We start from the raw sequence: 24,480 nt of genomic DNA, 5'->3' as shown, positions 1-24,480 counted from the left end.
TGCCGGTGGTCGACACTGACCCGGTGCCCACCCTCCAGCGGTGGCGCGGTCGCGTCCACGGGGTTCCCCGCGGCGTCGACCTCGCCGTCCTCTACGTCCTCGTCGTGCTGGGCGTCTTCGTCGCCCTGCACACCCAGTCCCACCCCGACCGGGCCCGTTTCGTGCAGGAGTCGAGCACGAACCTCGTGAACCTGCGGCGCTCGCCGTTCCGGGTCATCGTCCTGTCCTCGGTGGTCGTGCCGGGCAAGGCCGGGTTGCTCATCCTCGTCCCGCTCGCGGCGGGACTGGTCCTCGTGCAGCGCTGGCTGGGCCGGGCGGCCACCGTCGTCGCGTTCGGCTTCGGGCACGTCGGGGCCACCCTCGTCGTCGCCACCGTCCTCGCGGCCGGGCTGACGCACGGCCGGCTCGACCCGTCAGTGGCGCGCGCCCCGGACGTCGGCGTCAGCTACGGGCTGGCCTGCCTGCTGGGGCTGCTCGTGGCGCGCGTCCCGCGCTGGGCGCGGCTGCCCACCTCCCTGCTGCCGCTCGCCGGGCTCGTGGCGGTCCTGCTCGCCGAACCCGACTTCACGGCGCTGGGGCACATCGTCGCGCTCGTCATCGGGTTCGGCCTCGCGGTCCTCGTGCACCGCGGGGCCGAACCCGTGGCCCGGTCCCGGCCCGCCGGGACCGGGGCCGGGGCCGGGGCCGGGGCCGTGGCGGACTAGCTGCCGTAGACCGTCCGGCCGTCGTCGAGGACGAGCTTGTCGAGGCGTCGGGTCAGGTGCAGCGCCTCCAGGACGAACTCCACCCCGGCCGCCGCCCGGCCCGGCGTGGCGTCGGCCAGCCCGAGCCGCTCCAGCACCTGCGCCAGCCCGGCCACCGTCCCGACCTGCTCCAGGAGCCGTTCGGCGGGCACGAGGTCCCCGGTCTCGATGGTCCGGCCCTCGGTGACGAGCTCGGAGAACCCGGACAGCTCCGCGCCGCCCAGCAGCGAGCGGTACGTCTCGGCGATCGCCGTGCGCAGCAGGTGCTCGAGGACCTCGACCTCCCGCCCCTCCTCGCCCTGCTCGAACTCCACCTTGCCGCCGAGGACGCTGACGACGGTGTGCAGGTCCCCGACGCGGGCCACCGGGTCGGTCCGCTCGCCGGACAGCGCGTGCCGACGCAGCGCGGCGGCCGAGACCGTCTCGGCGGCCGCGATGGAGAACCGCGCCGAGACGCCCGAGGCGGGGTCGACCGACGGGGACTCGCGCACGCCGCGCGTGAAGCGGGCGATCACCTCGAGCAGGTGCTCGGGGACCTCGGCCACCGTCGCGGCCTCCTGCCGGACGAGGTCCACCTCCATCGACAGCTCGAGCGGGTAGTGGGTGCGGACCTCGGCCCCGAACCGGTCCTTCAACGGGGTGATGATCCGGCCGCGGTTGGTGTAGTCCTCCGGGTTGGCGCTGGCGACGAGCAGCAGGTCCAGCGGCAGCCGCAACTGGTAGCCGCGGACCTGGATGTCGCGCTCCTCCAGCACGTTGAGCAGGGCGACCTGGATGCGCTCGGCGAGGTCGGGCAGCTCGTTGATGGCGAAGACGCCGCGGTTGGTGCGCGGGACGAGCCCGAAGTGGATCGTCTCGGGGTCCCCGAGGGTGCGGCCCTCGGCGACCTTGACGGGGTCGACGTCACCGATGAGGTCGCCGACGGAGGTGTCGGGCGTGGCGAGCTTCTCCCCGTAGCGCAGCGACCGGTGCAGCCAGCCGACGGGCAGGTCGTCGCCCTCGGCGACGACGCGACGCCGGGACGCGGGCGTCAGCGGGGCGTAGGGGTGCTCGTTGAGCTCGGAGCCCTCGATGACGGGGGTCCACTCGTCGAGCAGGCCGACGAGGGAGCGCAGCAGACGCGTCTTGCCCTGGCCGCGTTCGCCGAGCAGGACGACGTCGTGGCCGGCCAGCAGGGCGCGCTCGAGCTCGGGGGCGACGGTGTCCTCGTAGCCGACGACACCGGGGAATCGGTCCTCGCCGGCGCGCAGGCGCTCGACGAGGTTGGCCCGCAGCTCCTCCTTGACGGAGCGGTGCTCGTGGCCGGAGGCGCGCAGCGCCCCGAGCGTGCGGGGGAGGTCGGCGGGTGGTTGCAGGGGGAGCGTGGGAGTCTCGCGGGTGCTCACACGGGCGAACCTACGTCCGCCCGCGGCGATCGGCTACGGGTGCCGGTTCGCCGGGTCCGCGCGGGCGCGTGTGACGGAGTCGTGCCGGTGCGTGCCACGTCGCGCTCCGGGCCCCGCGGACGGGCAGGATGATCCTCGTGCAACCGTCGCCGCCCGCCCAGCGTCCGTACGTCAGCCCCGCGATGCGGCTGGCCGCGGACTGGTCCTGGCGGTTCATCGTGGTCGTCGCCGCGGTCGTGCTGCTGGCCTACGGCCTGAGCTTCGTCTCCGAGATCGTCATCCCGGTCCTCATCGCGCTGCTCGTCACCGCCCTGCTCTCGCCGTTGGTCAACCTGCTGCACCGCCGCACGCGGATGCCCCGCGGCCTGTCCGTCCTCGTGACGCTGCTCGTGGCGGCCGGCGTCGTCGCCGGCCTCGTGACCATCGTGAGCTCGCAGGCCTCCGAGCAGTTCCCCCAGCTGCAGCGACAGGCCGTCCAGGGCGTCACCGAGGTGGAGAACTGGCTGTCCACCGGCCCCCTGCACCTGACGTCGACGGCGATCTCGGACTACGTCCAGCAGGCGGAGAACGCCATCTCGGCGAACCGGGAGACCCTCATCGCCGGGGCCACCGGGGTCGTCGCGACGGCCACGCACGTCATCGCGGGCTTCTTCATCTGCCTGTTCGCCTCGTTCTTCTTCCTGCTCGAGGGCCGGCGCATCTGGTCCTGGCTGCTGCACCTGCTGCCGGTGCCCGCACGCGACCCGCTCGACGGGGCGTCGCGGCAGTCGTGGGTGACGCTGACGCACTACATGCGCGCGACCATCATCGTCGCCTTCACCGACGGGGTCGGGGTGGCGATCGGCGCGGCGATCCTGCAGGTGCCGCTGGCCACCTCGCTGGGTCTGGTCGTCTTCCTCGGCGCGTTCATCCCCATCGTGGGGGCGCTGCTGTCGGGGACGGTGGCGGTGCTCGTCGCGCTCGTCGCCCACGACTTCGTGACCGCGCTCATCATGCTCGGCGTCGTCATCCTCGTGCAGCAGATCGAGAGCCACCTGCTGCAGCCGTTCCTCATGGGCCGCGCCGTCGCGGTGCACCCGCTGGCGGTCATCCTCGCGGTGGCCGGTGGGGCGTCGGTCTTCGGGATCGTGGGCGCCCTCTTCGCGGTGCCCATGGTGGCGGTGCTGAAGTCGGGGGTCTCGGCGCTGGCCCGTGGCGGCCGGCCCGACTCCGAGACCGCGCAGATCGCCGATTCCGAGGCGCCCCTGGCACCGGACGAACCGGACCCGAACGACGGGACCGAGCACGAGGACGCCGAGGGCGGCACGGAGGGCGAGGCCGTCAAGCGCTGAGCGTTCCGGCGACCACGACGTCGTCCGGGCGGTGCGAGCGCCCGGACGACCTCCGGACGCGGTGTCCGGGTCAGCCGCTGTAGGGCTTGGTGTCCACGACCTTGACCGGGAACTCCTTGCCGTTCGGGGCGGTGTAGGCGACCTCGTCGCCCGGCTTCTTCCCCAGGATCGCCGAGCCGAGCGGCGACTTCTCCGAGTAGACGTCGAGACCGGCGGCGTCGCCCATCTCGCGGCTGCCCAGCAGGAACGTCATCGCGTCCCCGGCCAGCTCGACCGTCACGACGTGGCCGAGGCCGACCTCGCCGGAGGCGGACACCGGTGCCTCGCCGACCTGCGCGGTCTCGAGCAGGTGCCGCAGCTGGCGGATGCGCAGCTCCTGCTTGCCCTGCTCCTCCTTGGCCGCGTGGTAGCCCGCGTTCTCCTTGAGGTCGCCCTCCTCGCGCGCCTGCTCGATGCGCTTGGCGAGCTCCGTGCGGCCCTCACCCGAGAGGTGCTCGTACTCGCCCTTGAGCCGGTCGTAGGCGTCCTGGGTCAGCCACGTGGTGCTGCCGGTGGTCGTCTCGCTCACGGTCTGCTCCCTGTCACGTACCTGTCGGGGTGCCTCCTGCGCCCCGGCGCAAAAAACCGAGTCGCCCGGCCCCGCGACCGCGGGAGCGAGCGACTCGAAACGCCAAGCCTAGCTCCGGAACGCTCAGCGCTCCACCGCTGAGCAGGACTCCACGCCCACGGTGACGGCCCGCGACGTGGTCCTGACCTGCACCGACTCCTGCACGTCGGTCGCCGAGGAGGCCGGCACGTCGACCTGGACGAGGCCGACCTCGGAGGAGGACGCGTCGAGGGCGTGGACCTGGCAGCGCACCTCCGTCCCGGCGGGCCGCGTGACGCTGAAGCGGATCTCGGCCGTGCGGTCGTCGACGACCTGGTGGCTGATCTCGGTGAACGAGGGCCCCTGGGACTGCGACACCGCGAGCCACGCGCCGTAGGCCAGGACCAGCACCCCACCGACCACCGCCGCCGCGAGGCGGACAGGACGCCGGTACCAGCGGCGGTCCGGGCGGGGACGTCGGCCGTAGCGCGCGGCCAGCACGTCGGGCGGCACGTCGGCGGGTGCGTTCGGCCCGGACGGACTCACAGGGTGGCTCCCGAGGTGGAGGGCGGTGCTGGTGCGGCGCCGCGGATCGGCGAGGATGGACGTCGAACGGTTGAGGATCGGTATCCACAGATGGTCGCACCCCGCCCGTGGGGGCCGCGACGCTGGACAGTGTGAGAGGAGCCACGGTGGCGGAGACGTTGCGGCTCATGGCTGTGCACGCCCACCCGGACGACGAGTCCAGCAAGGGTGCGGCGTCCACGGCCAGGTACGTGGCCGAGGGCGTCGAGGTGCTCGTCGTGTCGTGCACGGGCGGGGAGCGCGGGGACGTGCTCAACCCGCGCCTGAAGGAGAACGCGCAGCTCAAGCGCGACATGGGGGAGTACCGGCGCCACGAGATGGCCGAGGCGGCGCGCATCCTCGGGGTGCGGCACCGCTGGCTGGGGTACGTCGACTCCGGTCTGCCCGAGGGCGACCCGCTGCCGCCGCTGCCGGCCGGGTGCTTCGCGCTGACGCCGGAGCAGTTCACGGTGGACGCCCTCGTCCACGTCGTGCGCGAGTTCCGGCCGCACGTCATGACGACGTACGACGAGTCCGGCGGGTACCCCCACCCGGACCACATCATGACCCACACGGTGTCCTTCGCGGCCTTCCACGCCGCCGCCGACGCCGACCAGTTCCCGCAGGCCGGGCCGGCGTGGCGGACCTCCAAGCTCTACTACCACGCGAGCTTCTCGCGCGACCGGATGAGGACCTTCCACGAGGCGCTCCTCGCGCAGGGCAAGGAGTCCCCGTTCGCGGAGTGGATGAAGCGCATCGCCGAGGAGGAGCCCGGCCAGCGCAAGGAGCTGGAGATCACCACGCGCGTGCAGTGCGGCGAGTTCTTCGAGACGCGCGACCGCGCGCTGCTGGCGCACGCCACGCAGATCGACCCCGACGGCTGGTTCTTCGGCGTCCCGCTGGACCTGCAGCGCGAGCTGTGGCCGACGGAGGACTACCACCTCGCGATCAGCCACGTGCCGACGACGACGCCCGAGGACGACCTGTTCGCCGGACTGCGGGAGCGGTCGTGATCACGGCCCTCGTGCTGGCCGCGACACCGACGCCCACCGGCACCGCCTCGGGCACCGCCTCGACCACGCCGAAGGTGGACGCCGACCTCGTCACCCCGGGCCTGTCGGGTTTCGTGATGCTGTTCGTCCTGGCCGTGGCCGTGTACTTCCTGGGCCGCAGCATGGCCCGGCGCATCCGCCGGGTGAACCACCGGGCCCGGCTCGAGGAGCAGGAGCGCGCGGCGGCCGCCGCCGGTGCCTCCGCCCCGGCCCCGTCCGACGGGCGGGACCGGCCGGCTCAGGACTGAGGGGGGCGCACCGGGGTCGTGCCGTCGGGGCGCTGCAGGTGCGCTTCGACGGCCGCCAGCACCGCGACCGCGTCCCGGCCGTTCCGCGCGTCGAGGGCGTCCGGGACACCCGTCGCGGCCGCCGTGCGGAGCCGGTCGACGGCGCGCGCGAAACCCTCCGCGGCCGTGTCGTGGAACCGAGGCAGGTCGTGCCGGCCACCCGGGCCCCACACCGTCGCGAACGACCCGCCCGCGCCCTCGGGGGCCGTGAGCGTCAGGGACAGCGTCGTCGCGGCGCCGCCCCGGTGCTGCAGCGTCGCCCCGACCGCGTCGCGCGGGCCGCGGGCGGCGGCCACGGCGACGACGTCGTCGAACAGGGACCGCACGATCGACAGCGCGTGCGGCCCGGTGTCCCACAGACCGCCGCGTTCGCGCCGCCAGCGCGACTGGCCGTAGGGGTTCCCGGGTGCGTCGATCGAGCCCGCCCACCGGAACACCCCGCCCTCCCACGGACCGTGCTCGGCGGCGAGCGCGGCCATCTCCTCCAGCCACGTCGTGATCTCCGGCATGAACAGGTAGGTCAGGAACTCCACCGACGCGGTCCTGTTGCGCTGCAGCGCCTGCACCACCCGGTCGGCGGTGGCGAGGTCGGTCGCGACGGGTTTGTCGAGCAGGACGTGCACCCCGGCGTCGCTCGCCCGGACCGCGAGGTCGGCCTGCACGTCCGGGGGCAGCGCGAGGGTGACGGCGTCGACCTGCGCGAGGAGGTCGGCCAGGCCCTCGTCCCCGCTCCAGGACCCCGCGCCGAACTCCGCCGCGGCGGCCGCGGCGTGGCCGGCGTCGCGGCCCCAGAACCCGGCGAACTCCACGTCGGGGTGGTCGGCCAGGGCGCGGGCGTGGGTGGTGCGGGCCCAGTGACCGGTGCCGAGGACGGCGAAGCGGGTGGGCGCCGGGCGGGGCGGGGGGGCGGAGGGCACGGCCGGACGCTACCGGTCCCGGGCGGCCCGTGTCGGAGGTCCGTGGCACGGTGACGACGTGCCGAACCGACTCGCCCGGTCCACCAGCCCGTACCTGCTGCAGCACGCCGACAACCCCGTCGACTGGTTCGAGTGGGGTCCGGAGGCGTTCGCCGAGGCACGCCGGCGCGACGTGCCCGTGCTGGTCTCGACGGGGTACGCCGCCTGCCACTGGTGCCACGTCATGGCGCACGAGTCGTTCGAGGACCCGACGACGGCGGCGGAGATGAACGCCGGGTTCGTCTGCGTGAAGGTCGACCGCGAGGAACGGCCGGACGTCGACGCCGTGCACATGGCCGCGACGACGGCCATGACGGGTCAGGGTGGCTGGCCCATGACGACGTTCTGCACGCCCGACGGCGCGGTGTTCTTCGCCGGCACGTACTTCCCGGACCGACCGCACCCGCAGCTGCCCTCGTTCCGGCAGGTGCTGGCCGCGGTCGGCGACGCGTGGCGCGAGCGGCGCGAGGAGGTGCTGGCCAGTTCCGGGCGCATCGCGGCGGCCCTGGGCGCGATGGCCCCGCCCGCCGGGAACGTCCCCGACGCGGCCGCGCTGGACGCGGCCGTCGCGGCGCTCGCGGCCGAGGAGGACACCGTCCACGGCGGGTTCGGGGGCGCCCCGAAGTTCCCGCCGTCGATGGTGTGCGAGTTCCTCCTGCGGCACGCCGCGCGGACGGGGTCGGAGCAGGCGGCGGGGCTGGTGGACCGGACCCTGACGGCGATGGCCCGCAGCGGCACGGCCGACCAGGTCGGCGGGGGGTTCGCGCGGTACGCGGTCGACGCGGGCTGGGTCGTCCCGCACTTCGAGAAGATGCTGTACGACAACGCGTTGCTGGCCCGCGTCTACCTGCACTCCTTCCGCGCCACCGGGAACGCCGAGCACCGCCGGGTCGCCGAGCTCACGTGCGAGTTCCTGCTGCGGGACCTGCGGACGCCGCAGGGCGCGTTCGCGGCCTCCCTCGACGCCGACACCCCGGTCCCGGACGCCGACGGCACCCCGCACGCGGTCGAGGGCGCGACGTACGTGTGGACGCCCGGCGACCTCGTGGAGGTCCTCGGGATCGACGACGGGCCGTGGGCGGTGGACCTGCTGGGCGTCACCGACGCGGGGACGTTCGAGCACGGCACGTCGACGGCGCGGCTGACGCGCGACCCCGGTCCGGAGCGCGAGCGCTGGGAGCGGGTCCGGGAGCGCCTGGCCGCCGCCCGCGCCGACCGGCCGCAGCCGGCCCGGGACGACAAGGTCGTCCTGGCCTGGAACGGGCTCGCCGTCGCCGCGCTCGCCGAGGCCGGCGCGCTGCTGGCCCGCCCCGACCTGCTGCTCGCGGCGCGGGAGGCGGCGTCGTTCCTGCTCGACGTGCACCGTGTGGACGGGCGCTGGCGGCGGGTCTCGCGCGACGGGGTGGTGGGTGCACCCGCGGCCGTGCTGGAGGACCTCGCCGACCTCGCCGAGGGTCTGCTGGCCCTGCACGCCGCGACGGGGGAGGAGCGCTGGTCCACGGTGGCGGCCGAGCTCGGTCGGGAGGTCCGCGAGCGCTTCACCACGGCGGACGGCCTCGTCGACGTCGCGGACGTCGACCCCGCCCTGTCGGCCGCCCGCGCGGGCGCCGGGTCGCCCTCGGACCCCTCCGACGGGGCGACGCCGTCGGGCACGTCCGCCGCCGCGGGGGCGCTGCTCTCGCTCGCCGCGCTGACGGGCGACGCGGGGTTCCGGGAGGCGGCGGAGCGGGCGCTGTCGGTGTTCGGTGCGGTGGCCGAGGCGGCCCCCCGCTTCGCGGGGTGGGGGCTGGCGGTGGCCGAGGCGTTCGTCGACGGCCCCCGGGAGGTCGCCGTGGTCGGCGCCGCCGGGGACGCGGGAACGGCTGCGCTGCACCGCACGGCGCTCGCGGGCACCGCGCCGGGGCTCGTCGTGACCCGCGGCACCCCGGGCACGACCGTGCCCGAGCTCCTGGCCCACCGCGGGCTCGTCGACGGTCGGGCCGCGGCCTACGTGTGCCGCGGGCAGGTGTGCCAGGCCCCGACGACGGACCCGGCCGACCTCGCCCGGCAGGTGGGTGCGCGGGGGTGAGGCGTCAGCGCAGGTGGACGGTGGCCACCAGGACGGCGGCCACGTGCGCCGCGAACCCGAGCACGGTGAAGGCGTGGAAGACCTCGTGGAACCCGAACCAGCGGGGGCTGGGGTTGGGGCGTTTCGTGCCGTAGGCGACCGCGCCCAGCGAGTACGCGAGCCCGCCCGCCGCGACGAGCACCGCGACGGCCGTCCCGCCGCCCCGGGCGAACGCCGGCAGGTAGCCCACCGCGACCCAGCCGAGGGCGACGTAGACGGGGGTGTAGAGCCAGCGCGGGGCGCCGATCCAGAACACGCGGAACGCCACCCCGGCGAGGGCGCCGGCCCACACGAGCGTCAGCAGGAACCGCGCCCGGTCGCCCGGCAGCGTCGTGACCGCCAGCGGCGTGTACGTCCCGGCGATGATGAGGAAGATGTTGCTGTGGTCCAGGCGCCGCAGCACCGCGGCCTGGGACGGGGTCCACGTGCCGCGGTGGTACAGCGCGCTCGTGCCGAAGAGGGCGGCCGCCGTGACGGCGAAGACGACGGCCGCGATCCGGGTCGCCGTCGTGGGGGACAGCGCCACCAGGACCGCGCCCGCCGCCAGCGCGGCGGGGAACGTCCCGGCGTGCAACCACCCGCGCAGCTTCGGCTTCAGGTGCGCGCCCGCGTCCGCCAGCGACGGGGCCAGGGAGCGGGAGGCGTCGTGGGGGTGCTCGGCCGTCATGTCCCGACGGTAACCGGGGCGACCCGGCGGCCGGGAGCTACCGGGGTACCACCCGCCGGTGGTACCCCGGCCCCGGGTGGGCGCCTCAGGCCGGGGTGATCGAGGCGTTCATGGCCGTCGCGAACTCCTCCGGCGTGATGGACAGGCCGAACAGCTTGGCGATGTTGTCGAGCAGCGTCTCGGCCTGGGTGGGGGACAGCGCCTGGTCCCACGACTGCTGGAAGGACGCCGCGCCGGAGGCCGTGTCGTAGACGAACTGCAGCCACTCCTCGTCCTCGGATCCCGCGAACATGCTGTCCGACCCGTTGACGATCGGAACCGACCCGGACTCGACCCACGCCTTCGTCGTGGCGTCCGTGACGAGCCCCTCGGCGAAGTACTTCTTGGCCGCCGCCTTCGCCTCGTCGCTCGCCGTGGAGGACAGCGCGTAGTAGGAGGAGGGGTTGCCGACGGTGTCGGTCGGGTCGCCCTTGCCGCCGGCGACGGTCGGGAACGTCGACCAGGCCAGGTGCCCTCCCGTGACGAAGTCGCCGCCGTCGCTCTTCATGGCCCCGTACGTCCAGGCGCCGTGCAGCATCATGGCGGCCTTGTCGCTGTAGAGCAGGGCCTGGTCGGCGTTGGAGTCGGCCGTCACCGACGCGAACCCGGTGATGAACCCGTTGGCGCGCACCAGGTCCTGCACCGCCGTCAGGGCGGCGATCGAGTCCGGGTGCGACCAGGCGTCGGGGGTCCCGGCGTAGATCGACTGGAACAGCTCGGCCCCACCGATGCGGTCGTACAGGAACTCCAGCCACATCATGTTGGTCCACCGGGACTGCCCGCCGAGGGAGAACGGCGCGACCCCGGCCGCGTTGAACCGCGGGACGAGGGCCATGACCTCCTCCCACGTCGTGGGGATCTGCGCCCCGACCTTCTCGAAGACCCGCTTGTTGTAGAACATGACGATCGGGGAGACGTTCTCGCAGGGGACCGCGTAGACCTTGTCGTCCACCGTCGCCGCGCCGAAGGCGCTGGTGAACAGCTTCTCCTTCAACGCCGCGTTCTCGGAGAAGAACGACGTGAGGTCCTCGACCTGCCCGTTCCCCACGTAGTCCCGCAGGCCCCCGCCGCCCCAGGTCCAGATGATCGTCGGGCTCTGGTCGGCGCCGATCGCGGTGCGGATCTTGGCCTTGAACGCGTCGTTCTGGAAGCTCGACAGAGCGAGTTCGGAGTCGGAGTTCGCCTCGTTGAACGCGTTCACGCTGTCGGTGCGGATCCCCTCGCCGGGCTGACCGGTGAGGATCCAGATCGACGCCCCGCTGCCGGAGCTGCCGGCCGGGCCGGAGTCGCCGCACGCCGCGAGCACGGTGCCGGCCAGCGGCGCGGACAGGGCGAGGGCGAGCAGGGAACGGCGGGACGGCTGGGCGGTGGCGGGCACGAGGACCTCCTGGGCGGGCCGCTCCGTCGCGGCGGTCGGACCCCGGACGGTGCCGGGACCACCGACGACGTCGTCGGTGGCCTGAACGTACGAAGAACTCGGGACCCGGTCAAGGATGTCTGGCGCACGTTCGGCCGAGTGTGTCGCGAGCCCCGGGGGAGCCCGTGCGGGGCGGGTATACGGTGAGCGCCGATGGGCCTCCGCGATCTCCTCTACGGCGCGTACGGGCGGCGGCTGGAACGGTCGCTGGACCCGGACGTGCTGCCCCGCCACGTGGGGATCATCCTCGACGGCAACCGCCGCTGGGCCAAGGCGTTCGGTGCCTCGAGCTCGCACGGCCACCGCGCCGGCGCGGACAAGGTCCTCGAGGTCATGGGCTGGTGCGCCGACGAGGGCATCGAGGTCGTCACCCTCTACCTGCTGTCCACGGACAACCTCAGCCGCCCCGCGGACGAGCTCGAACCCCTCATCGCCATCGTCCAGGACGCCGTGGCCCGGGTGGCCGCGACGGGCCGGTGGAAGGTGCACCCCGTCGGGGCCCTGGACCTGCTGCCCGAACCGACCGCCGGACGCCTGCGCGCACTGGCCGAGCAGACGGCCGGGATCACCACGGGCGTCGTCAACGTCGCCATCGGCTACGGCGGCCGTCAGGAGATCGCCGCGGCCGTCCGGTCGCTGCTGCTCGAGCACGCCCAGCGCGGCACGTCGCTGGAGGAGCTGGCGGAGGTGCTCGACGTCGAGCACATCGCCGCGCACCTCTACACCAAGGGCCAGCCCGACCCGGACCTCGTCATCCGGACGTCGGGGGAGCAGCGGCTGTCGGGGTTCCTGCTGTGGCAGACCGCGCACTCGGAGTTCTTCTTCACCGAGGTGCTGTGGCCCGACTTCCGCAAGGTCGACTTCCTGCGGGCGCTGCGCTCCTACGCCGCCCGCGAGCGCCGCTACGGCGCGTGACCCCCGCCCGCGCCGGGCGCGGAGGGTGAGGGCGGGGGAGCGCGTCACCCAGACGTCACCCGTTCGTCAGACGGCAGTGCGTGTTCGTCCCGTGCGCGGGCCTCGCGGCGGCTAGCGTCGTCCTCAGACGGGGAGCGTCCGCCCCCCGCTCGGGAGGTCGCCGTGCGAGCTGTCCAGCGCAGCGGGGAGGCCCGGTCCCGGGTCGCCCGTGCACCGCGACCTGAGGTCCCGGTCCACCGCTGAGGGGGGTCCGGGCGCGGACGCGTCCCGGGCTCCCGAGAACGGGAGACGTTCGTGGTCGACATCGCCAGTTCGCAGGCCAGTTCGCAGGCCAGTTCGCAGGCCAGTTCCCAGACCAGCTCCGTGCCGACCCCCGCCCGCGCGGGCGCGTTGCAGCCCGATCCCGACCGCCAGACCTTCGTCCTGGACACCTCCGTCCTCCTGTCCGACCCCGGCGCGCTCTTCCGCTTCGCCGAGCACGACGTCGTCCTGCCGCTCGTCGTCGTCAGCGAGCTCGAGGGCAAGCGCCACCACCCCGAGCTCGGGTACTTCGCCCGCGAGGCCCTGCGCCGGCTCGACGACCTGCGCGTCGAGCACGGCCGCCTCGACGCCCCGATGCCCATCGGGGAGACCGGCGGGACCCTGCGGGTGGAGCTGAACCACTCCGACACCGCCGGGCTGCCGTCCTCGCTGCGCTCCGGACCGCTGGCCACCGCCGGCGACACCCGGATCCTCGCCGTCGCCGCGAACCTGGCCGCGGAGGGGCACCGCGTCACCGTCGTCTCCAAGGACGTCCCGCTGCGCGTCAAGGCGTCGGCCATCGGGCTGACGGCCGACGAGTACCGCGCCGAGCTGGCCCCCGACTCCGGCTGGACGGGCGTCGTGGAGCTCACCGCGACGGCCGAGGACGTCGCGACTCTCTACGACACCGGCACGCTGGAGACGGCCGAGCTGCGCGACCTGCCCGTGAACACGGGCGTCGTGCTGTCGTCCCCGCGCGGTCACGCGCTCGGCCGCACGAGCGCGGACAAGACGCTGCGCGTCATCAAGGGCGACCGCGAGGCCTTCGGTGTCCGGGGCCGCTCGGCCGAGCAGCGCATCGCCCTGGACGCCCTGCTCGACTCGACCGTCAGCATCGTCTCCCTCGGGGGCCGCGCGGGGACGGGGAAGTCGGCGCTCGCGCTCGCCGCGGGCCTCGAGGCGGTCATGGAACGCCGCGAGCACCGCAAGATCGTCGTGTTCCGGCCCCTGTACGCCGTCGGCGGTCAGGACCTCGGGTACCTGCCGGGGACGGAGGCCGAGAAGATGGGGCCCTGGGGCCAGGCCGTCTTCGACACCCTCGAGGCCGTCGTCGACCCGCGCGTGGTCGAGGAGGTCTTCGCCCGGGGGATGCTCGAGGTCCTGCCCCTGACGCACATCCGCGGCCGGTCGCTGCACGACTCCTACGTCGTCGTCGACGAGGCGCAGTCGCTGGAGCGCAACGTCCTGCTGACGGTCCTGTCGCGCATCGGGCAGGGGTCCAAGGTCGTCCTGACGCACGACGTGGCCCAGCGCGACAACCTGCGGGTGGGCCGGCACGACGGTGTCGCGGCGGTCGTCGAGGCGCTCAAGGGGCACCCGCTGTTCGCCCACGTCACGCTCACGCGGTCCGAGCGCTCGCCGGTCGCGGCGCTCGTCACCGAACTGCTGGCGGACTTCGGCGCCTGAGCCGGGGCGCCTGGGACGGCTGGGACAGGTGGGTTCCGGGTCGGGGTCGGCGGAGGTTCCGGCCCCTGACCCGGAACCGGGCCGCCCTCGGGTGCGTCGAAACACCGTCGAGACCACCTCGTGGTGTGAGATGTTCCACAAAAGTCGACAGAACGTCGCCAGTTCGTGACCTCACCGTGACGAAACGGGCTCTGGGCGTTTGCCCAGGCACGGCCCGTCGAGGCAGCGTGCCCTCCTGACAGCACCTGTTGGCCGTCGCCGCGAGCCACCGCTCCGGAGACGTCGACCGACCGGCCGCACGACGTGGCCGACGGGTCGTCCGGGTCCCACGGCGGCGCTCCCCGGAGCGCCGCGGCCCTGCCGGCAGGTGGTCGAGCTCGACCGGGCGTGGGCCGGGAGAACGTCGGAAGGCCCGGCTTGCCGCCCCACCGCACCAACGCGCTCACGGACGAGCAGACCAGCACCCCGCAGACCCCCGAGCAGCCTCGGCGCCCCCGGCGCACGCGCGGCCGCCTCGCGGCCCGTCTGGCCGCACCGGCCGTCGTCGCCGTCTCGGCGTCCGTCCTGGCCGGCGCCGCCCTCACGTCGGGCCCGGCCCCCGAGGCCGAGGCCGCCGTCCCCGACCGGCTCCTGCAGGCCGCGCAGGCGGACCGCCAGCTGACGTCGTCGGCCGCCTGGTTCGACCAGGTCGGCGTGCGCGCCGTCGCCGACCAGCGCGTGGCCGCCGAGAAGGCCGCCGCGGAGGCCGCTGCCGCGGCTGAAGCCGCCCGGCTCGCCGAGGAGGCCCGCCAGCAGGCCGCCGCCGAGGCCACCCGCAACGCCCAGCGCGACCCCCGGGGCATCGCCCGGATGATGGTCGCCGACCGCGGCTGGAACGACGCGCAGTTCTCCTGCCTGGACTCGCTGTGGACCAAGGAGAGCGGCTGGGACTACACGGCCGACAACCCCAGCTCCAGCGCCTACGGCATCCCGCAGGCCCTGCCCGGCAGCAAGATGAGCTCCGTCGGGGCCGACTGGGAGACCAACCCCGTCACCCAGATCACGTGGGGCCTGAACTACATCGAGAGCCGCTACGGCAGCCCGTGCAGCGCCTGGTCGCACTCCAAGGCGAGCAACTGGTACTGAGCACCCCCCGCCTGACGCACGAGAGCGCGTGACCCCGAAGGGGTCAAGCGCTATCCTGCGTTCCTGGGCAGTACGGCTAGTGGCCCTCGGGACCCGTTGCGCGGCAGGGGCACCCGAACACCCCGCACAGCGCGCGGACGACGTCGCGCGGCGCGCGCACCGGCTCGGCGAACGACGCCCGCAGCGTCGTCGTGCCCGAGCCCACGGTCACGAGCACGTCGAGGCCGTGGCGGTCGGCGCCGACGACGGCGACCTCCCGCGTCCGCTGGGCGTCCTCGGCGGGCAGGGTGTCCAGGACCCAGCCGACGAGGGCGTCGCGGTGGTTGGCCTCCAGGTGCGCGACGAGGCCGTCCTCGTCGTCGTACAGCGGGTCGGGGGCGGCGGCGGTGAACTCCTCCTCGGGAACCAGGTGCACCCCGTCGGCGGTCGTGACGCGCACGTCGGCGACCTCGAGCCGCCACACCGAGCGGGTGCTGCCGACGTCCAGGAGCGCCCCCAGCGGACGGACGGCCGCCGCGGTCTGGGCGACCCGGCGCTGGTCGGCGGGCAGGATCGACTCGACCCACCCGGTCACGCTGAGCCGGGCGCGCGGCAGGGCCGCCTGGCCCGGGGGCACGTCGAGGACGTCGAGGACCACCGGGACACCGGTCCACCGCGCGTCGGCCGCCAGGACGCGCAGGTGCGCGTGCAGGGCCGAGTCGTCGTCGACGAGCAGCAGCAGGCCGCCCCAGGCGTCGGTGAGGTGCTGCACGGCGTAGGGCTGCGTCCGCGGTTCGGCGCCGCGGCGGGCGGTGGGGGCGGGGGCGAACGGGTCGAGGTGCCCGCAGGAGTGCGCCTCCCGCGGCAGGTGGAGCGTGCCGGCGACGGTGCCGACGGCGAGCGTGCGACCCCACTGCGCCGGGGTGGGGCGCCGGGGAGCGGGCGGCTGCGTGGTCGGAGGCACCGCCTCGGAGGCCGTAGGCTTGGACTCGGTGCGCTCCGGAGCCCCCGAACGTCGGGGGTCGGGTGCCGTGGCCCGGTCGATCCCCTGGATCCGGTGGTTCACAGTGCCTCCTCGGTGCGCGATCGTCCTGGCCAGTCGGGTCCACCCCGACTTTGGCTAGGCTCACCTTACGATCAGGAGAGTGGAATGAACAACGCCCGACCCAAGGTGCGCATCAGCCGCGCGCTCGGGGTGGCCCTCACGCCGAAGGCCGCCCGCTTCATGGACCGCCGTCCGTACCCCCCGGGGATGCACGGCCGCAAGCAGAAGAAGGCGTCGGACTACGCGACGCAGCTGCGCGAGAAGCAGCGTCTGCGCTACCAGTACGACGTCAGCGAGACCCAGCTGCGTCGTGCGTACGACCTCGCCAAGCGCAAGCCGGGCAAGACGGGTCAGAACCTGGTGCAGCTGCTCGAGACGCGTCTGGACGCCGTCGTGTGGCGTGCCGGCTTCGCGCGGACCATCTACCAGGCCCGCCAGATGGTCGTGCACCGCCACATCGTCGTCGACGGCCGTCGCGTCGACCGTCCGTCGTTCCGCGTCGTCCCCGGCCAGGTCGTCGAGGTCGCCCCTCGCTCCAAGGCCAAGACGCCGTTCATCGTCGCCCGTGAGGGCGGCTGGAGCGACAACGAGATCCCGGGCTGGCTGTCCGTCGAGCGCGAGGACCTCACCGCCACGGTGAACGCCCTCCCGGTCCGCGAGCAGATCCCCGTGACCTGCGACGAGCAGCTCGTCGTCGAGTACTACTCGCGCTGAGCTTGCCGCACCACCCGATCGACGCCACAGGGCGCCGGTCCCCGCGAGGGGGCCGGCGCCCTGTGCCGTTCCCGCCCCCTCACAGGCGGGAGGAGCCGCGGTGCACGAGCGAGGCCTCGTCGAGGTCGAGCTGCTCCAGGACCTCCCGGACGGCGTCCTCGTCGAGGTCGCCGGACTCCTCGGCCGCCACGAGGGCCTGCCGCTGCGCGACGAGGACGGCCCGGCGCAGCTCCACGGCGCGCCGGGCGCGGCTCGTGCGGCCCTCGACCTCCTCGGCGTCCGCGGCCCGGTCCTGCGCGCTGCGGTCGGCGCGCGCCAGGACGGTGTCGACCCACTGACGTTCGGTCTCGTCGGTCGTCTCCTCGCGCGCCGTCCGCAGGACCTCGACCATGCTGTCGCGCACGATGCGCTGCGCCTTGTGGTGCTCGGCGTCGCGCCAGGCCCGCTCGCGGGTGGTGTCGAGGTCGAGGTGCCGGATGAGGGCGGGCAGCGTCGAGCCCTGCAGCAGCAGCGTGCCCACCGCCACGACGAAGGCGAGGACCTGCAGGTCGGCGCGGTGGGGGAAGTCCTCGGGCAGACCGGCCGCGGCGGCGAGCGTCACGACGCCCCGCATCCCGGTCCAGGCCAGCACGACGTCCTCGGCCGGGGTGAAGTGCCGGCCGCCTGGGGAGAACCTGCCGTGCAACAGGTTCCGCATGACGAACCCGCCGGCGACGATCCACACGAGGCGCACCAGGACGACGGCCGCCAGCACGACAACCCCCGCGACGAGGAGTTCGACCGCCCGGGCGCCGTCGGTGACGGCGTCGGCGAGCAGGAAGTGGAACTGCAGCCCGAGGTAGGCGAAGACGAAGGCCTCGAGCAGGACGTCGAGGATGTTCCAGAACTCCCGCTCCGACATGCGCGTCGCGTACAGCGCGGCCAGGGAGTGCCGGGACAGGACGAAGCCGGCCGTCACGACGGCGAGCACCCCGGACCCCTCCACGACCTCGGCGAGGCCGTAGGCGGCGAAGGGGAGCAGGACCGCGAAGGCCGTCATGAGCGAGGCCTCGGTCAGCCGGGCGCGGACCCAGGCCGCGACGTGCCCCAGCGCGAACCCCGTCGCGACGCCGATGGCGGACGTCGCGAGGAAGAACAGCACGGGGTTGGACGGCAGGTGGTGGTCGCCGGCGGAGTGGGTCGCCGAGGCGACGGTGACCGAGAACAGCGTCAGGGCGGCGGCGTCGTTGACGAGGCTCTCGCCCTTCAGGGTGTTCAGGACGCGGGTGGGCAGTCCGAGCCGGCCCCCGATGGCGACGGCCGTCACGGCGTCCGGGGGGGAGACGACGGCCGCCAGCACCAGCGCCATCGACAGCGTGATCCAGGGGACGGCCAGGCTCGCGACGAGCCCCACGACGGCCGTCGTGACCACGACGAGGACGACCCCGAGGTTGGTGATGGAGCGCCAGCGGCGGACGAACCCGCTGAGGGAGAAGTCCTGCGTCGTGGAGAACAGCAGCGGGGGCAGGACGACGGAGAGGATGACCTCCGGCGACAGCATCACCCGCGGGACGCCGGGGACGAACGAGACGGCCGCCCCGGCGACGGCCAGCAGCAGCGGGGGCTGCCAGCCGCGCCGGGAGGCGACGATCGTCAGGGCGAGGGCGGCGAACACGACGACGAGGAGCTGGGCGAACACCGGGCCAGTCTCGTCCGCCGGTCCTCAGCGGTGGGTCAGGGGTGCGTCATCGACATGACGTCCAGGGCCTTGTCGAGCTGCTCCTCGCTCACCTCGCCGCGCTCGACGAAGCCGAGGTCGACGACGGCCTCACGCACCGTCGAGCCGGTCGCGACGGCGTGCTTGGCCACCTTGGCCGCCGCCTCGTAGCCGATGACGCGGTTCAGCGGGGTCACGATCGAGGGGGAGGACTCGGCGAAGCGGCGGCACGCCTCGACGTCGGCCTCGAGGCCGTCGACCGTCCGGTCGGCCAGGAGCCGGGAGGCGTTCCCGAGCAGCCGCGCCGACTCCAGCACGTTGCGGGCCATCACGGGGATCTGGACGTTGAGCTCGAAGGACCCGCTGGCGCCGGCCCACGCCACGGTGGCGTCGTTGCCGACGACCTGCGCGGCGACCATGAGGACCGCCTCGGGGACGACCGGGTTGACCTTGCCGGGCATGATCGAGGACCCCGGCTGCAGGTCCGGCAGCCGCAGCTCGCCCAGGCCCGTGCGGGGGCCGGACCCCATCCAGCGCAGGTCGTTGCAGATCTTCGTCAGGCTCACGGCGACGACCTTGAGGGCGCCGGACAGTTCGACGAGCGCGTCGCGGGCGCCCTGGGCCTCGAAGTGGTCGGCGGCCTCCGTCAGCGGCAGGCCGGTGTCCGCGGCCAGCAGTTCGATGACGCGCTGGGGGAACCCGGGCGGGGTGTTGATGCCCGTGCCGACGGCCGTCCCGCCCAGCGGCACCTCGGCGACGCGGACGACGGTGGCCTCGACGCGCTCGATGCCGCGGGTCAGCTGCGCGGCGTAGCCGGCGAACTCCTGGCCCAGGGTCACCGGGGTGGCGTCCATCAGGTGGGTGCGCCCGGACTTCACGACGTCGGCCCACTCGGTGGCCTTGCGCCGCAGCGCGTCCCGCAGGTGCGTCAGGGCCGGGACGAGGTCGTTGACCACCGCGGAGGTCGCGGCCACGTGCACCGACGTCGGGAAGACGTCGTTGGAGGACTGCGAGGCGTTGACGTGGTCGTTGGGGTGCACGGCCGAGCCGAGGCGCTCGGTGGCCAGCGTGGCGATGACCTCGTTGGCGTTCATGTTCGAGCTGGTTCCCGAGCCGGTCTGGAAGATGTCGACGGGGAACTCGCCGTCCCAGCGGCCGGTCGCCACCTCCTCGGCGGCGTCGGCGACGGCCTGGGCGAGGTCGCGCTCCAGGACGCCGAGCTCGGCGTTGGCCAGCGCGGCGGCCTTCTTGATGCGGGCGAGGGCCTCGATGTGCGCGCGCTCCAGCGGGGTGCCCGAGATCGGGAAGTTCTCCACGGCCCGCTGCGTCTGCGCGCGGTACTTCGCGGCGGCCGGGACCCTGACCTCCCCCATCGTGTCGTGCTCGATGCGGAACTGCGCCTCGCTGGGCGCGCCGGTCTGGGAGGGGGCTTCACTGGCCATGGGTCACATCCTGCCAACAGCCCGCCGCGCGGTGGGCACCCGGTGGTGTGGATCACGGTCCCTCAACGATCCGCCGAACGGGTCGCGCTCGGGGTGCGTGCTGTGCAGGACCGGTGTAGCTGTGGTCCACAGCAAGGTCACGAGCAAGGACGACGGAGTCGAGGGAGGGCCTGTGGCTGGCCGATGGCGGACCCGGCTGGGGATCCTGAGCGCCGCGACGGTGCTCGCGAGCGGTCTCACGGCGTGTGGCGGATCGAGCACGGCGTCGGGGACCCCGACGCTCAACTGGTACATCAACCCGGACAACGGCGGTCAGCAGAAGATCGCGGAGCAGTGCAGCGCTGCCTCGAACGGCGCCTACGACATCAACGTGTCCATCCTCCCCAGCGACGCGGCCGCCCAGCGCGAGCAGCTCATGCGGCGACTGGCGGGCAACGACTCCTCCATCGACCTCATGAGCCTGGACCCGGTGTTCGTGCCGGAGACGTCCGAGGCGGGGTTCCTGGCGAAGGTGCCGGCGGACCTGCAGCAGCAGTGGTCCGACGGTGTCGTCGACGGGGCGGTGCAGGGTGCCACCTGGAAGGACGAACTCGTCGCGGCGCCGTTCTGGGCCAACACGCAGCTGCTCTGGTACCGCAAGTCGGTCGCTCAGGCCGCGGGCCTGGACATGACCAAGCCGGTGACGTGGGAGCAGATCATCGAGGCGGCCAAGGCCCAGGGCACCGCGATCGGGGTCCAGGGCCAGCGCGCCGAGTCCATGACGGTGTGGGTCAACGCGATGATCGCCTCCGCGGGCGGCAAGGTCATCGAGAACCCGGACGCCAAGGGCCCGGACATCCGCCTCGGCATCGACTCCGACGCCGGCAAGGCGGCTGCGAAGGTGATGCAGGACATCACCGCCGCGGGGGTGGGCGGGCCCGGCATCGACAACCGCGACGAGGCCGCGACCGCGAACCTCTTCCAGCAGGGCGGCGCCGCGTTCATGGTGAACTGGCCGTTCGTCTACGCCCAGGGCAAGTCCGCGGCCGACGAGGGCACGATGGACAAGGCGATCTTCGAGGACTACGGCTGGACGACGTACCCCGAGATGACGGCGGGCACGGAGTCGAAGCCGCCGCTCGGCGGGATCGACATCGGGGTCAGCGCGTTCAGCGAGCACCAGGACCAGGCCTTCCAGGCCGTGTCCTGCATCGTCTCCGAGCAGAACCAGGCGGCCTACATGGTCTCCGACGGGAACCCGGCGGCGCTGGAGTCGGTGTACGACGACCCGACGGTGCAGGAGGCCTACCCGATGTACGACACGATCCGGACGTCCCTGCAGGCGGCGTCGCCCCGTCCGCAGACGGCGTACTACAACGAGGTCAGCCAGGGGATCGCGGACCGGTGGCAGCCGGTCTCGTCGGTCTCGCAGGACACCCCGGCCTCCTCCCAGGAGTACATCACCGAGGTCCTCCGAGGGGAGAAGCTGCTGTGAGTTCCCAGATGGAGACGCGCTCGGCCGGGGACGTGTCCGTCTCCCGGCCGGCGGCCAAGCGGCGGGGGACCGACAAGGCGCGCGCCGAGGCGCGCCTGGGCTGGTACCTCGCGGGTCCGGCGTTCGTCATCCTCGTGGCCGTCACGGGGTACCCGATCCTGCAGGCCCTCTACGAGTCGCTGTTCAGCTACCGGCTCACCGCGCCGGCGGACCGCGAGTTCATCGGGCTGAAGAACTACGGGGTCATCCTCTCCGACAGCCTGTGGTGGGGGGCGCTGGGGAACACCGCGCTCATCACCGTCGTCACGGTCGCGGTCGAGCTCGTCATCGGGTTCGCGCTCGCGATGGTGATGCACAAGGTGCTCGGGTGGCTGCGGCCCATCGTCCGCACCGCGATCCTCATCCCGTACGCCATCATCACCGTCGTCTCGGCCTACGCCTGGCAGTACGCCTTCGGTCTGACGACGGGGTTCATGAACAGCCTGCTCGGGCTCGGCGACTTCGACTGGTTCGCGAACAAGTGGTCGGCGCTGTTCGTCATCTGCCTCTCGGAGATCTGGAAGACGACGCCGTTCATCTCGCTGCTGCTGCTGGCCGGTCTGGCGCAGGTCCCTGCGGACATGACCGAGGCCGCCAAGGTCGACGGGGCCACGGCGTGGGAGCGGTTGTGGAAGGTGACGCTGCCGAACATGAAGGCGTCGATCATGGTGGCGCTCCTGTTCCGCGCCCTCGACGCCTTCCGCATCTTCGACAACGTCTACATCATGACCAACGGCGCGGCGGACACCCAGACCGTCTCGTCGCTGGCCTACAACCAGACGATCAGCCGGCTCGAGATCGGGCTGGGCTCGGCCGTGTCGGTCCTGCTGTTCGTCTGCGTCCTGCTGATCTGCTTCATCGCGATCAAGGTGTTCAAGGTCGACCTGGCCCGAGCGAGGGGTGAAGGCTGATGGGCGCGATGACGCGCAAGGAGAAGGTGCTCTGGTACGTGGGTGCCCTGGTCATCGTGCTGTACGCGGTGGTCCCGGTCGCCTACATCATCTCCATGAGCTTCAAGTCCGAGGCGGCGCTGTCGGACAAGCAGTTCTTCCCGTCGCAGTGGACGTGGGCGAACTACGACGGGATCTTCCGGGGCAACGGGTCGGACCTGTTCCTGCCGGCCCTGCGGAACTCGATCATCACCTGCCTGGTGGCGACGCTCATCGCCGTGGTGCTGTCGATGTTCGCCGCGTACGCCATCGCGCGCCTGAACTTCCCCGGCAAGCGGGTGGTCCTCACCAGCGCCCTGGCGGTGGCGGTGTTCCCCGTCATCACGATGGTTACGCCGCTGTTCAACCTGTGGCGGCAGATCGGGCTGTACGACACGATCCCCGGTCTCATCATCCCGTACCTGGCCCTCACGCTCCCGATCTCCATCTGGACGATGTCGGCGTTCTTCCGCGGCATCCCCTGGGACATGGAGCAGGCCGCGCAGGTGGACGGCGCGACCAGCTGGCAGGCGTTCCGCAAGGTCATCGTCCCGCTGGCGGCGCCCGGGGTGTTCACCACCGCGATCATCGCGTTCTTCATCGCCTGGAACGACTTCGTCTTCGGCATCTCGCTGACGTCGACGTCGGCCGCGCAGCCGGTGCCGGCGGCGCTGTCGAGCTTCACCGGGTCCAGCTACTTCGTCCAGCCGACGGGGGCCATCTCGGCCGCCGCCGTCATCGTCACCATCCCCGTCGTGGTCCTGGCGCTGGTGTTCCAGCGCCGCATCGTCGCGGGTCTCACCAACGGCGCGGTCAAGGGCTGACGCAGGAAAGGGTTGACCAGACATGGCTCGCATCGAACTCAAGAACATCGTCAAGAAGTACGGCGACGGCTTCCCCGCCGTGAACGACGTCAGCCTGGACATCGCCGACGGCGAGTTCGTCATCCTCGTCGGCCCCTCGGGCTGCGGGAAGTCGACGCTGCTGCGGATGATCGTGGGGCTGGAGGACATCACCGACGGCGACCTGCTCATCGACGGCAAGCGCGTCAACGACCTCGCCCCCCGCGACCGCGACCTGGCGATGGTGTTCCAGAACTACGCGCTCTACCCCCACCTGACGGTGGGGGAGAACATCGCCTTCCCGCTGCGGCTGAACCACTCCAAGGTGCCCGAGAGCGAGATCCGCGAACGCGTCCAGCGCGCGGCCGACATGCTCGAGCTGCACGAGCACCTCGACCGCAAGCCGGCGAACCTGTCCGGTGGGCAGCGCCAGCGCGTGGCCATGGGCCGCGCGATCGTCCGGGACGCCAAGGCGTTCCTCTTCGACGAGCCGCTGTCCAACCTCGACGCCAAGCTGCGCGGCCAGATGCGCACCGAGATCGCGCGCATGCAGCGGTCGCTGGCGACGACGACGGTCTACGTCACGCACGACCAGACCGAGGCCATGACGCTCGGCGACCGGGTCGCCGTCCTGCGCAAGGGCGTCCTGCAGCAGGTGGCGAGCCCGCGCGAGCTGTACGAACAGCCCGTCAACCTCTTCGTCGCCGGGTTCATCGGCTCCCCGCCCATGAACTTCCTGCCCGCGAGGGTCTCGGGGACGACGCTGCAGCTGCCGTTCGGCGAGGTGCCGCGCCCGGAGCAGGTCGACGGGTCCTACGAGGGGAAGCTCCTCATCGTCGGCGTGCGGCCCGAGCACTTCGACGACGCCGAGGTCACCGAGGCCCCCGAGGGTGCCGCCACGTTCCAGGCGGACGTCGACGTCACGGAGTGGCTGGGCAACGAGCTGTACGCCTACATCCCCTTCGAGGCCGCCGACGAGACGAAGGAGCAGCTCGCCGAGCTCGACCGCGAGCTCGACGGGGAGAGCCTGCGCTCCCAGCTCGTCGTCACGCTCGACGCCATGAGCGGTGTGCGCGACGGCGACCGGGCGACCCTGTGGTTCGACCCGAAGCGGATGCACGTCTTCGACCCCACGACGGGCGTGAACCTGACGCGCGACGAGGACAAGGCGAAGAAGATCGGCGAGCAGTCCGAGGCGCTGCGCAAGCGGTCCCTCGAGCGGGCGCAGGGGAGCGCGGGCCGCACGCCCGCCCACGCCGCCTCCTGACCTTCCGCTCCCGCCTCTGGTGGGGGTCTCGTTGACGCATCGGGCCGGGCCGGTTCTAGCGGTCCTCGCAACACCCTGAGATTGGGGAGTTGCGAGGACCGTGCCACGACAGCATCCAGTCAGGGTGAAGAAGAAGTTCTTGCGGGACCTGGCCCGCAACGGCGGGAACGTC

Annotated in this window: 22 protein-coding genes; 13 read left to right on the top strand and 9 right to left on the bottom strand. The window is 73.0% G+C overall.

What is annotated here, in order from left to right; all coding sequences use genetic code 11:
* Window positions 1-23: 23 nt before the first annotated feature.
* A complete protein-coding gene (locus tag AB1207_RS18955; RefSeq protein ID WP_367639973.1) occupies window positions 24-704 on the top strand; it encodes a rhomboid-like protein in 681 nt (226 codons plus the stop codon).
* Here AB1207_RS18955 and AB1207_RS18950 read toward each other — a convergent pair.
* Window positions 701-2,128 carry a sigma 54-interacting transcriptional regulator gene (locus tag AB1207_RS18950; protein ID WP_367639972.1) on the bottom strand — a complete coding sequence of 476 codons (1,428 nt, stop codon included), beginning with the start codon at window positions 2,126-2,128 and terminating at the stop codon, window positions 701-703. The two genes, AB1207_RS18955 and AB1207_RS18950, sit on opposite strands and share 4 nt — an antisense overlap.
* A gap of 137 nt (window positions 2,129-2,265) precedes the next feature.
* On the opposite strand from AB1207_RS18950, the gene AB1207_RS18945 reads away from it, so the two are divergent.
* Window positions 2,266-3,459: an AI-2E family transporter gene (locus tag AB1207_RS18945; RefSeq protein WP_367639971.1), complete on the top strand. Its 1,194-nt coding sequence runs from the start codon at window positions 2,266-2,268 to the stop codon at window positions 3,457-3,459.
* Window positions 3,460-3,529: 70 nt separating this feature from the next.
* Here AB1207_RS18945 and greA read toward each other — a convergent pair whose 3' ends face one another.
* Window positions 3,530-4,027 (bottom strand): transcription elongation factor GreA, encoded by a 498-nt coding sequence (gene greA, locus AB1207_RS18940; protein ID WP_367639970.1) that lies wholly within the window; start codon window positions 4,025-4,027, stop codon window positions 3,530-3,532.
* A 123-nt stretch (window positions 4,028-4,150) separates the two neighbouring features.
* On the bottom strand, window positions 4,151-4,591 hold the full coding sequence (locus AB1207_RS18935; RefSeq protein WP_367639969.1) for a DUF4307 domain-containing protein: 441 nt from the start codon (window positions 4,589-4,591) through the stop codon (window positions 4,151-4,153).
* 146 nt (window positions 4,592-4,737) lie between these two features.
* On the opposite strand from AB1207_RS18935, the gene mca reads away from it, so the two are divergent.
* Entirely contained in the window at window positions 4,738-5,622 is an 885-nt protein-coding gene (mca, locus tag AB1207_RS18930) for a mycothiol conjugate amidase Mca (protein ID WP_367639968.1), read from the top strand.
* Entirely contained in the window at window positions 5,619-5,909 is a 291-nt protein-coding gene (locus AB1207_RS18925; RefSeq protein WP_367639967.1) for a hypothetical protein, read from the top strand. The genes mca and AB1207_RS18925 overlap by 4 nt, the downstream gene beginning before the upstream one ends.
* Here the strand turns inward: AB1207_RS18925 and AB1207_RS18920 are convergent.
* Entirely contained in the window at window positions 5,900-6,865 is a 966-nt protein-coding gene (locus AB1207_RS18920; RefSeq protein WP_367639966.1) for a Gfo/Idh/MocA family protein, read from the bottom strand. The two genes, AB1207_RS18925 and AB1207_RS18920, sit on opposite strands and share 10 nt — an antisense overlap.
* Before the next feature lie 58 nt (window positions 6,866-6,923).
* Between AB1207_RS18920 and AB1207_RS18915 the strand changes: the two genes are divergently transcribed.
* Entirely contained in the window at window positions 6,924-8,972 is a 2,049-nt protein-coding gene (locus AB1207_RS18915; protein WP_367639965.1) for a thioredoxin domain-containing protein, read from the top strand.
* Window positions 8,973-8,976: 4 nt separating this feature from the next.
* On the opposite strand, the gene trhA is transcribed toward AB1207_RS18915, so the two are convergent.
* Together trhA and AB1207_RS18905 are read right to left on the bottom strand one after the other, a co-directional pair.
* Window positions 8,977-9,678 carry a PAQR family membrane homeostasis protein TrhA gene (trhA, locus tag AB1207_RS18910; RefSeq protein ID WP_367639964.1) on the bottom strand — a complete coding sequence of 234 codons (702 nt, stop codon included), beginning with the start codon at window positions 9,676-9,678 and terminating at the stop codon, window positions 8,977-8,979.
* Window positions 9,679-9,763: 85 nt separating this feature from the next.
* Complete coding sequence (locus AB1207_RS18905; RefSeq protein WP_367639963.1) at window positions 9,764-11,095, bottom strand: extracellular solute-binding protein; 1,332 nt, start codon at window positions 11,093-11,095, stop codon at window positions 9,764-9,766.
* A gap of 192 nt (window positions 11,096-11,287) precedes the next feature.
* On the opposite strand from AB1207_RS18905, the gene AB1207_RS18900 reads away from it, so the two are divergent.
* From AB1207_RS18900 to AB1207_RS18890, 3 genes are all read left to right on the top strand, one after another.
* Window positions 11,288-12,049 carry an isoprenyl transferase gene (locus tag AB1207_RS18900; protein WP_367639962.1) on the top strand — a complete coding sequence of 254 codons (762 nt, stop codon included), beginning with the start codon at window positions 11,288-11,290 and terminating at the stop codon, window positions 12,047-12,049.
* A gap of 363 nt (window positions 12,050-12,412) precedes the next feature.
* Complete coding sequence (phoH2, locus tag AB1207_RS18895; protein WP_367640114.1) at window positions 12,413-13,756, top strand: RNA 5'-3' helicase PhoH2; 1,344 nt, start codon at window positions 12,413-12,415, stop codon at window positions 13,754-13,756.
* A 417-nt stretch (window positions 13,757-14,173) separates the two neighbouring features.
* The gene (locus AB1207_RS18890; RefSeq protein WP_367639961.1) at window positions 14,174-14,881 is read left to right on the top strand and encodes an aggregation-promoting factor C-terminal-like domain-containing protein; all 708 of its coding nucleotides are present in this window, start codon (window positions 14,174-14,176) and stop codon (window positions 14,879-14,881) included.
* Window positions 14,882-14,957: 76 nt separating this feature from the next.
* Here AB1207_RS18890 and AB1207_RS18885 read toward each other — a convergent pair whose 3' ends face one another.
* Window positions 14,958-15,824 (bottom strand): DUF2470 domain-containing protein, encoded by an 867-nt coding sequence (locus AB1207_RS18885; protein WP_367639960.1) that lies wholly within the window; start codon window positions 15,822-15,824, stop codon window positions 14,958-14,960.
* A gap of 186 nt (window positions 15,825-16,010) precedes the next feature.
* On the opposite strand from AB1207_RS18885, the gene rpsD reads away from it, so the two are divergent.
* A complete protein-coding gene (gene rpsD, locus AB1207_RS18880) occupies window positions 16,011-16,619 on the top strand; it encodes a 30S ribosomal protein S4 (RefSeq protein ID WP_367639959.1) in 609 nt (202 codons plus the stop codon).
* Window positions 16,620-16,698: 79 nt separating this feature from the next.
* On the opposite strand, the gene AB1207_RS18875 is transcribed toward rpsD, so the two are convergent.
* Together AB1207_RS18875 and AB1207_RS18870 are read right to left on the bottom strand one after the other, a co-directional pair.
* Complete coding sequence (locus AB1207_RS18875; RefSeq protein ID WP_367639958.1) at window positions 16,699-18,297, bottom strand: cation:proton antiporter; 1,599 nt, start codon at window positions 18,295-18,297, stop codon at window positions 16,699-16,701.
* Window positions 18,298-18,332: 35 nt separating this feature from the next.
* Window positions 18,333-19,757 carry a class II fumarate hydratase gene (locus tag AB1207_RS18870; protein WP_367639957.1) on the bottom strand — a complete coding sequence of 475 codons (1,425 nt, stop codon included), beginning with the start codon at window positions 19,755-19,757 and terminating at the stop codon, window positions 18,333-18,335.
* A gap of 172 nt (window positions 19,758-19,929) precedes the next feature.
* Here AB1207_RS18870 and AB1207_RS18865 point away from each other — a divergent pair, with 172 nt between their 5' ends.
* The 4 genes from AB1207_RS18865 to AB1207_RS18850 are packed head-to-tail and all read left to right on the top strand — an operon-like array spanning window position 19,930 to window position 24,308.
* A complete protein-coding gene (locus tag AB1207_RS18865) occupies window positions 19,930-21,231 on the top strand; it encodes an extracellular solute-binding protein (RefSeq protein WP_367639956.1) in 1,302 nt (433 codons plus the stop codon).
* A gap of 8 nt (window positions 21,232-21,239) precedes the next feature.
* On the top strand, window positions 21,240-22,181 hold the full coding sequence (locus AB1207_RS18860; protein WP_367640113.1) for a carbohydrate ABC transporter permease: 942 nt from the start codon (window positions 21,240-21,242) through the stop codon (window positions 22,179-22,181).
* Between the two features lie 8 nt (window positions 22,182-22,189).
* The gene (locus tag AB1207_RS18855; protein WP_367640111.1) at window positions 22,190-23,023 is read left to right on the top strand and encodes a carbohydrate ABC transporter permease; all 834 of its coding nucleotides are present in this window, start codon (window positions 22,190-22,192) and stop codon (window positions 23,021-23,023) included.
* A 22-nt stretch (window positions 23,024-23,045) separates the two neighbouring features.
* Window positions 23,046-24,308: an ABC transporter ATP-binding protein gene (locus AB1207_RS18850; protein ID WP_367639955.1), complete on the top strand. Its 1,263-nt coding sequence runs from the start codon at window positions 23,046-23,048 to the stop codon at window positions 24,306-24,308.
* Window positions 24,309-24,480: the final 172 nt, after the last annotated feature.

This window comes from Kineococcus endophyticus (assembly GCF_040796495.1).
In the GTDB taxonomy this organism is placed as follows: domain Bacteria; phylum Actinomycetota; class Actinomycetes; order Actinomycetales; family Kineococcaceae; genus Kineococcus; species Kineococcus endophyticus.
This window is presented reverse-complemented; position numbering and strand designations above follow the sequence as displayed.

Bases quoted from the DNA above. Each gene is read 5' to 3' on its own strand.
- trhA (WP_367639964.1), bottom strand. From the start codon at position 9,678: ATGACGGCCGAGCACCCCCACGACGCCTCCCGCTCCCTGGCCCCGTCG.
- AB1207_RS18900 (WP_367639962.1), top strand. From the start codon at position 11,288: ATGGGCCTCCGCGATCTCCTCTACGGCGCGTACGGGCGGCGGCTGGAA.
- rpsD (WP_367639959.1), top strand. From the start codon at position 16,011: ATGAACAACGCCCGACCCAAGGTGCGCATCAGCCGCGCGCTCGGGGTG.
- AB1207_RS18870 (WP_367639957.1), bottom strand. From the start codon at position 19,757: ATGGCCAGTGAAGCCCCCTCCCAGACCGGCGCGCCCAGCGAGGCGCAG.
- AB1207_RS18860 (WP_367640113.1), top strand. From the start codon at position 21,240: ATGGAGACGCGCTCGGCCGGGGACGTGTCCGTCTCCCGGCCGGCGGCC.
- AB1207_RS18855 (WP_367640111.1), top strand. From the start codon at position 22,190: ATGACGCGCAAGGAGAAGGTGCTCTGGTACGTGGGTGCCCTGGTCATC.
- AB1207_RS18850 (WP_367639955.1), top strand. From the start codon at position 23,046: ATGGCTCGCATCGAACTCAAGAACATCGTCAAGAAGTACGGCGACGGC.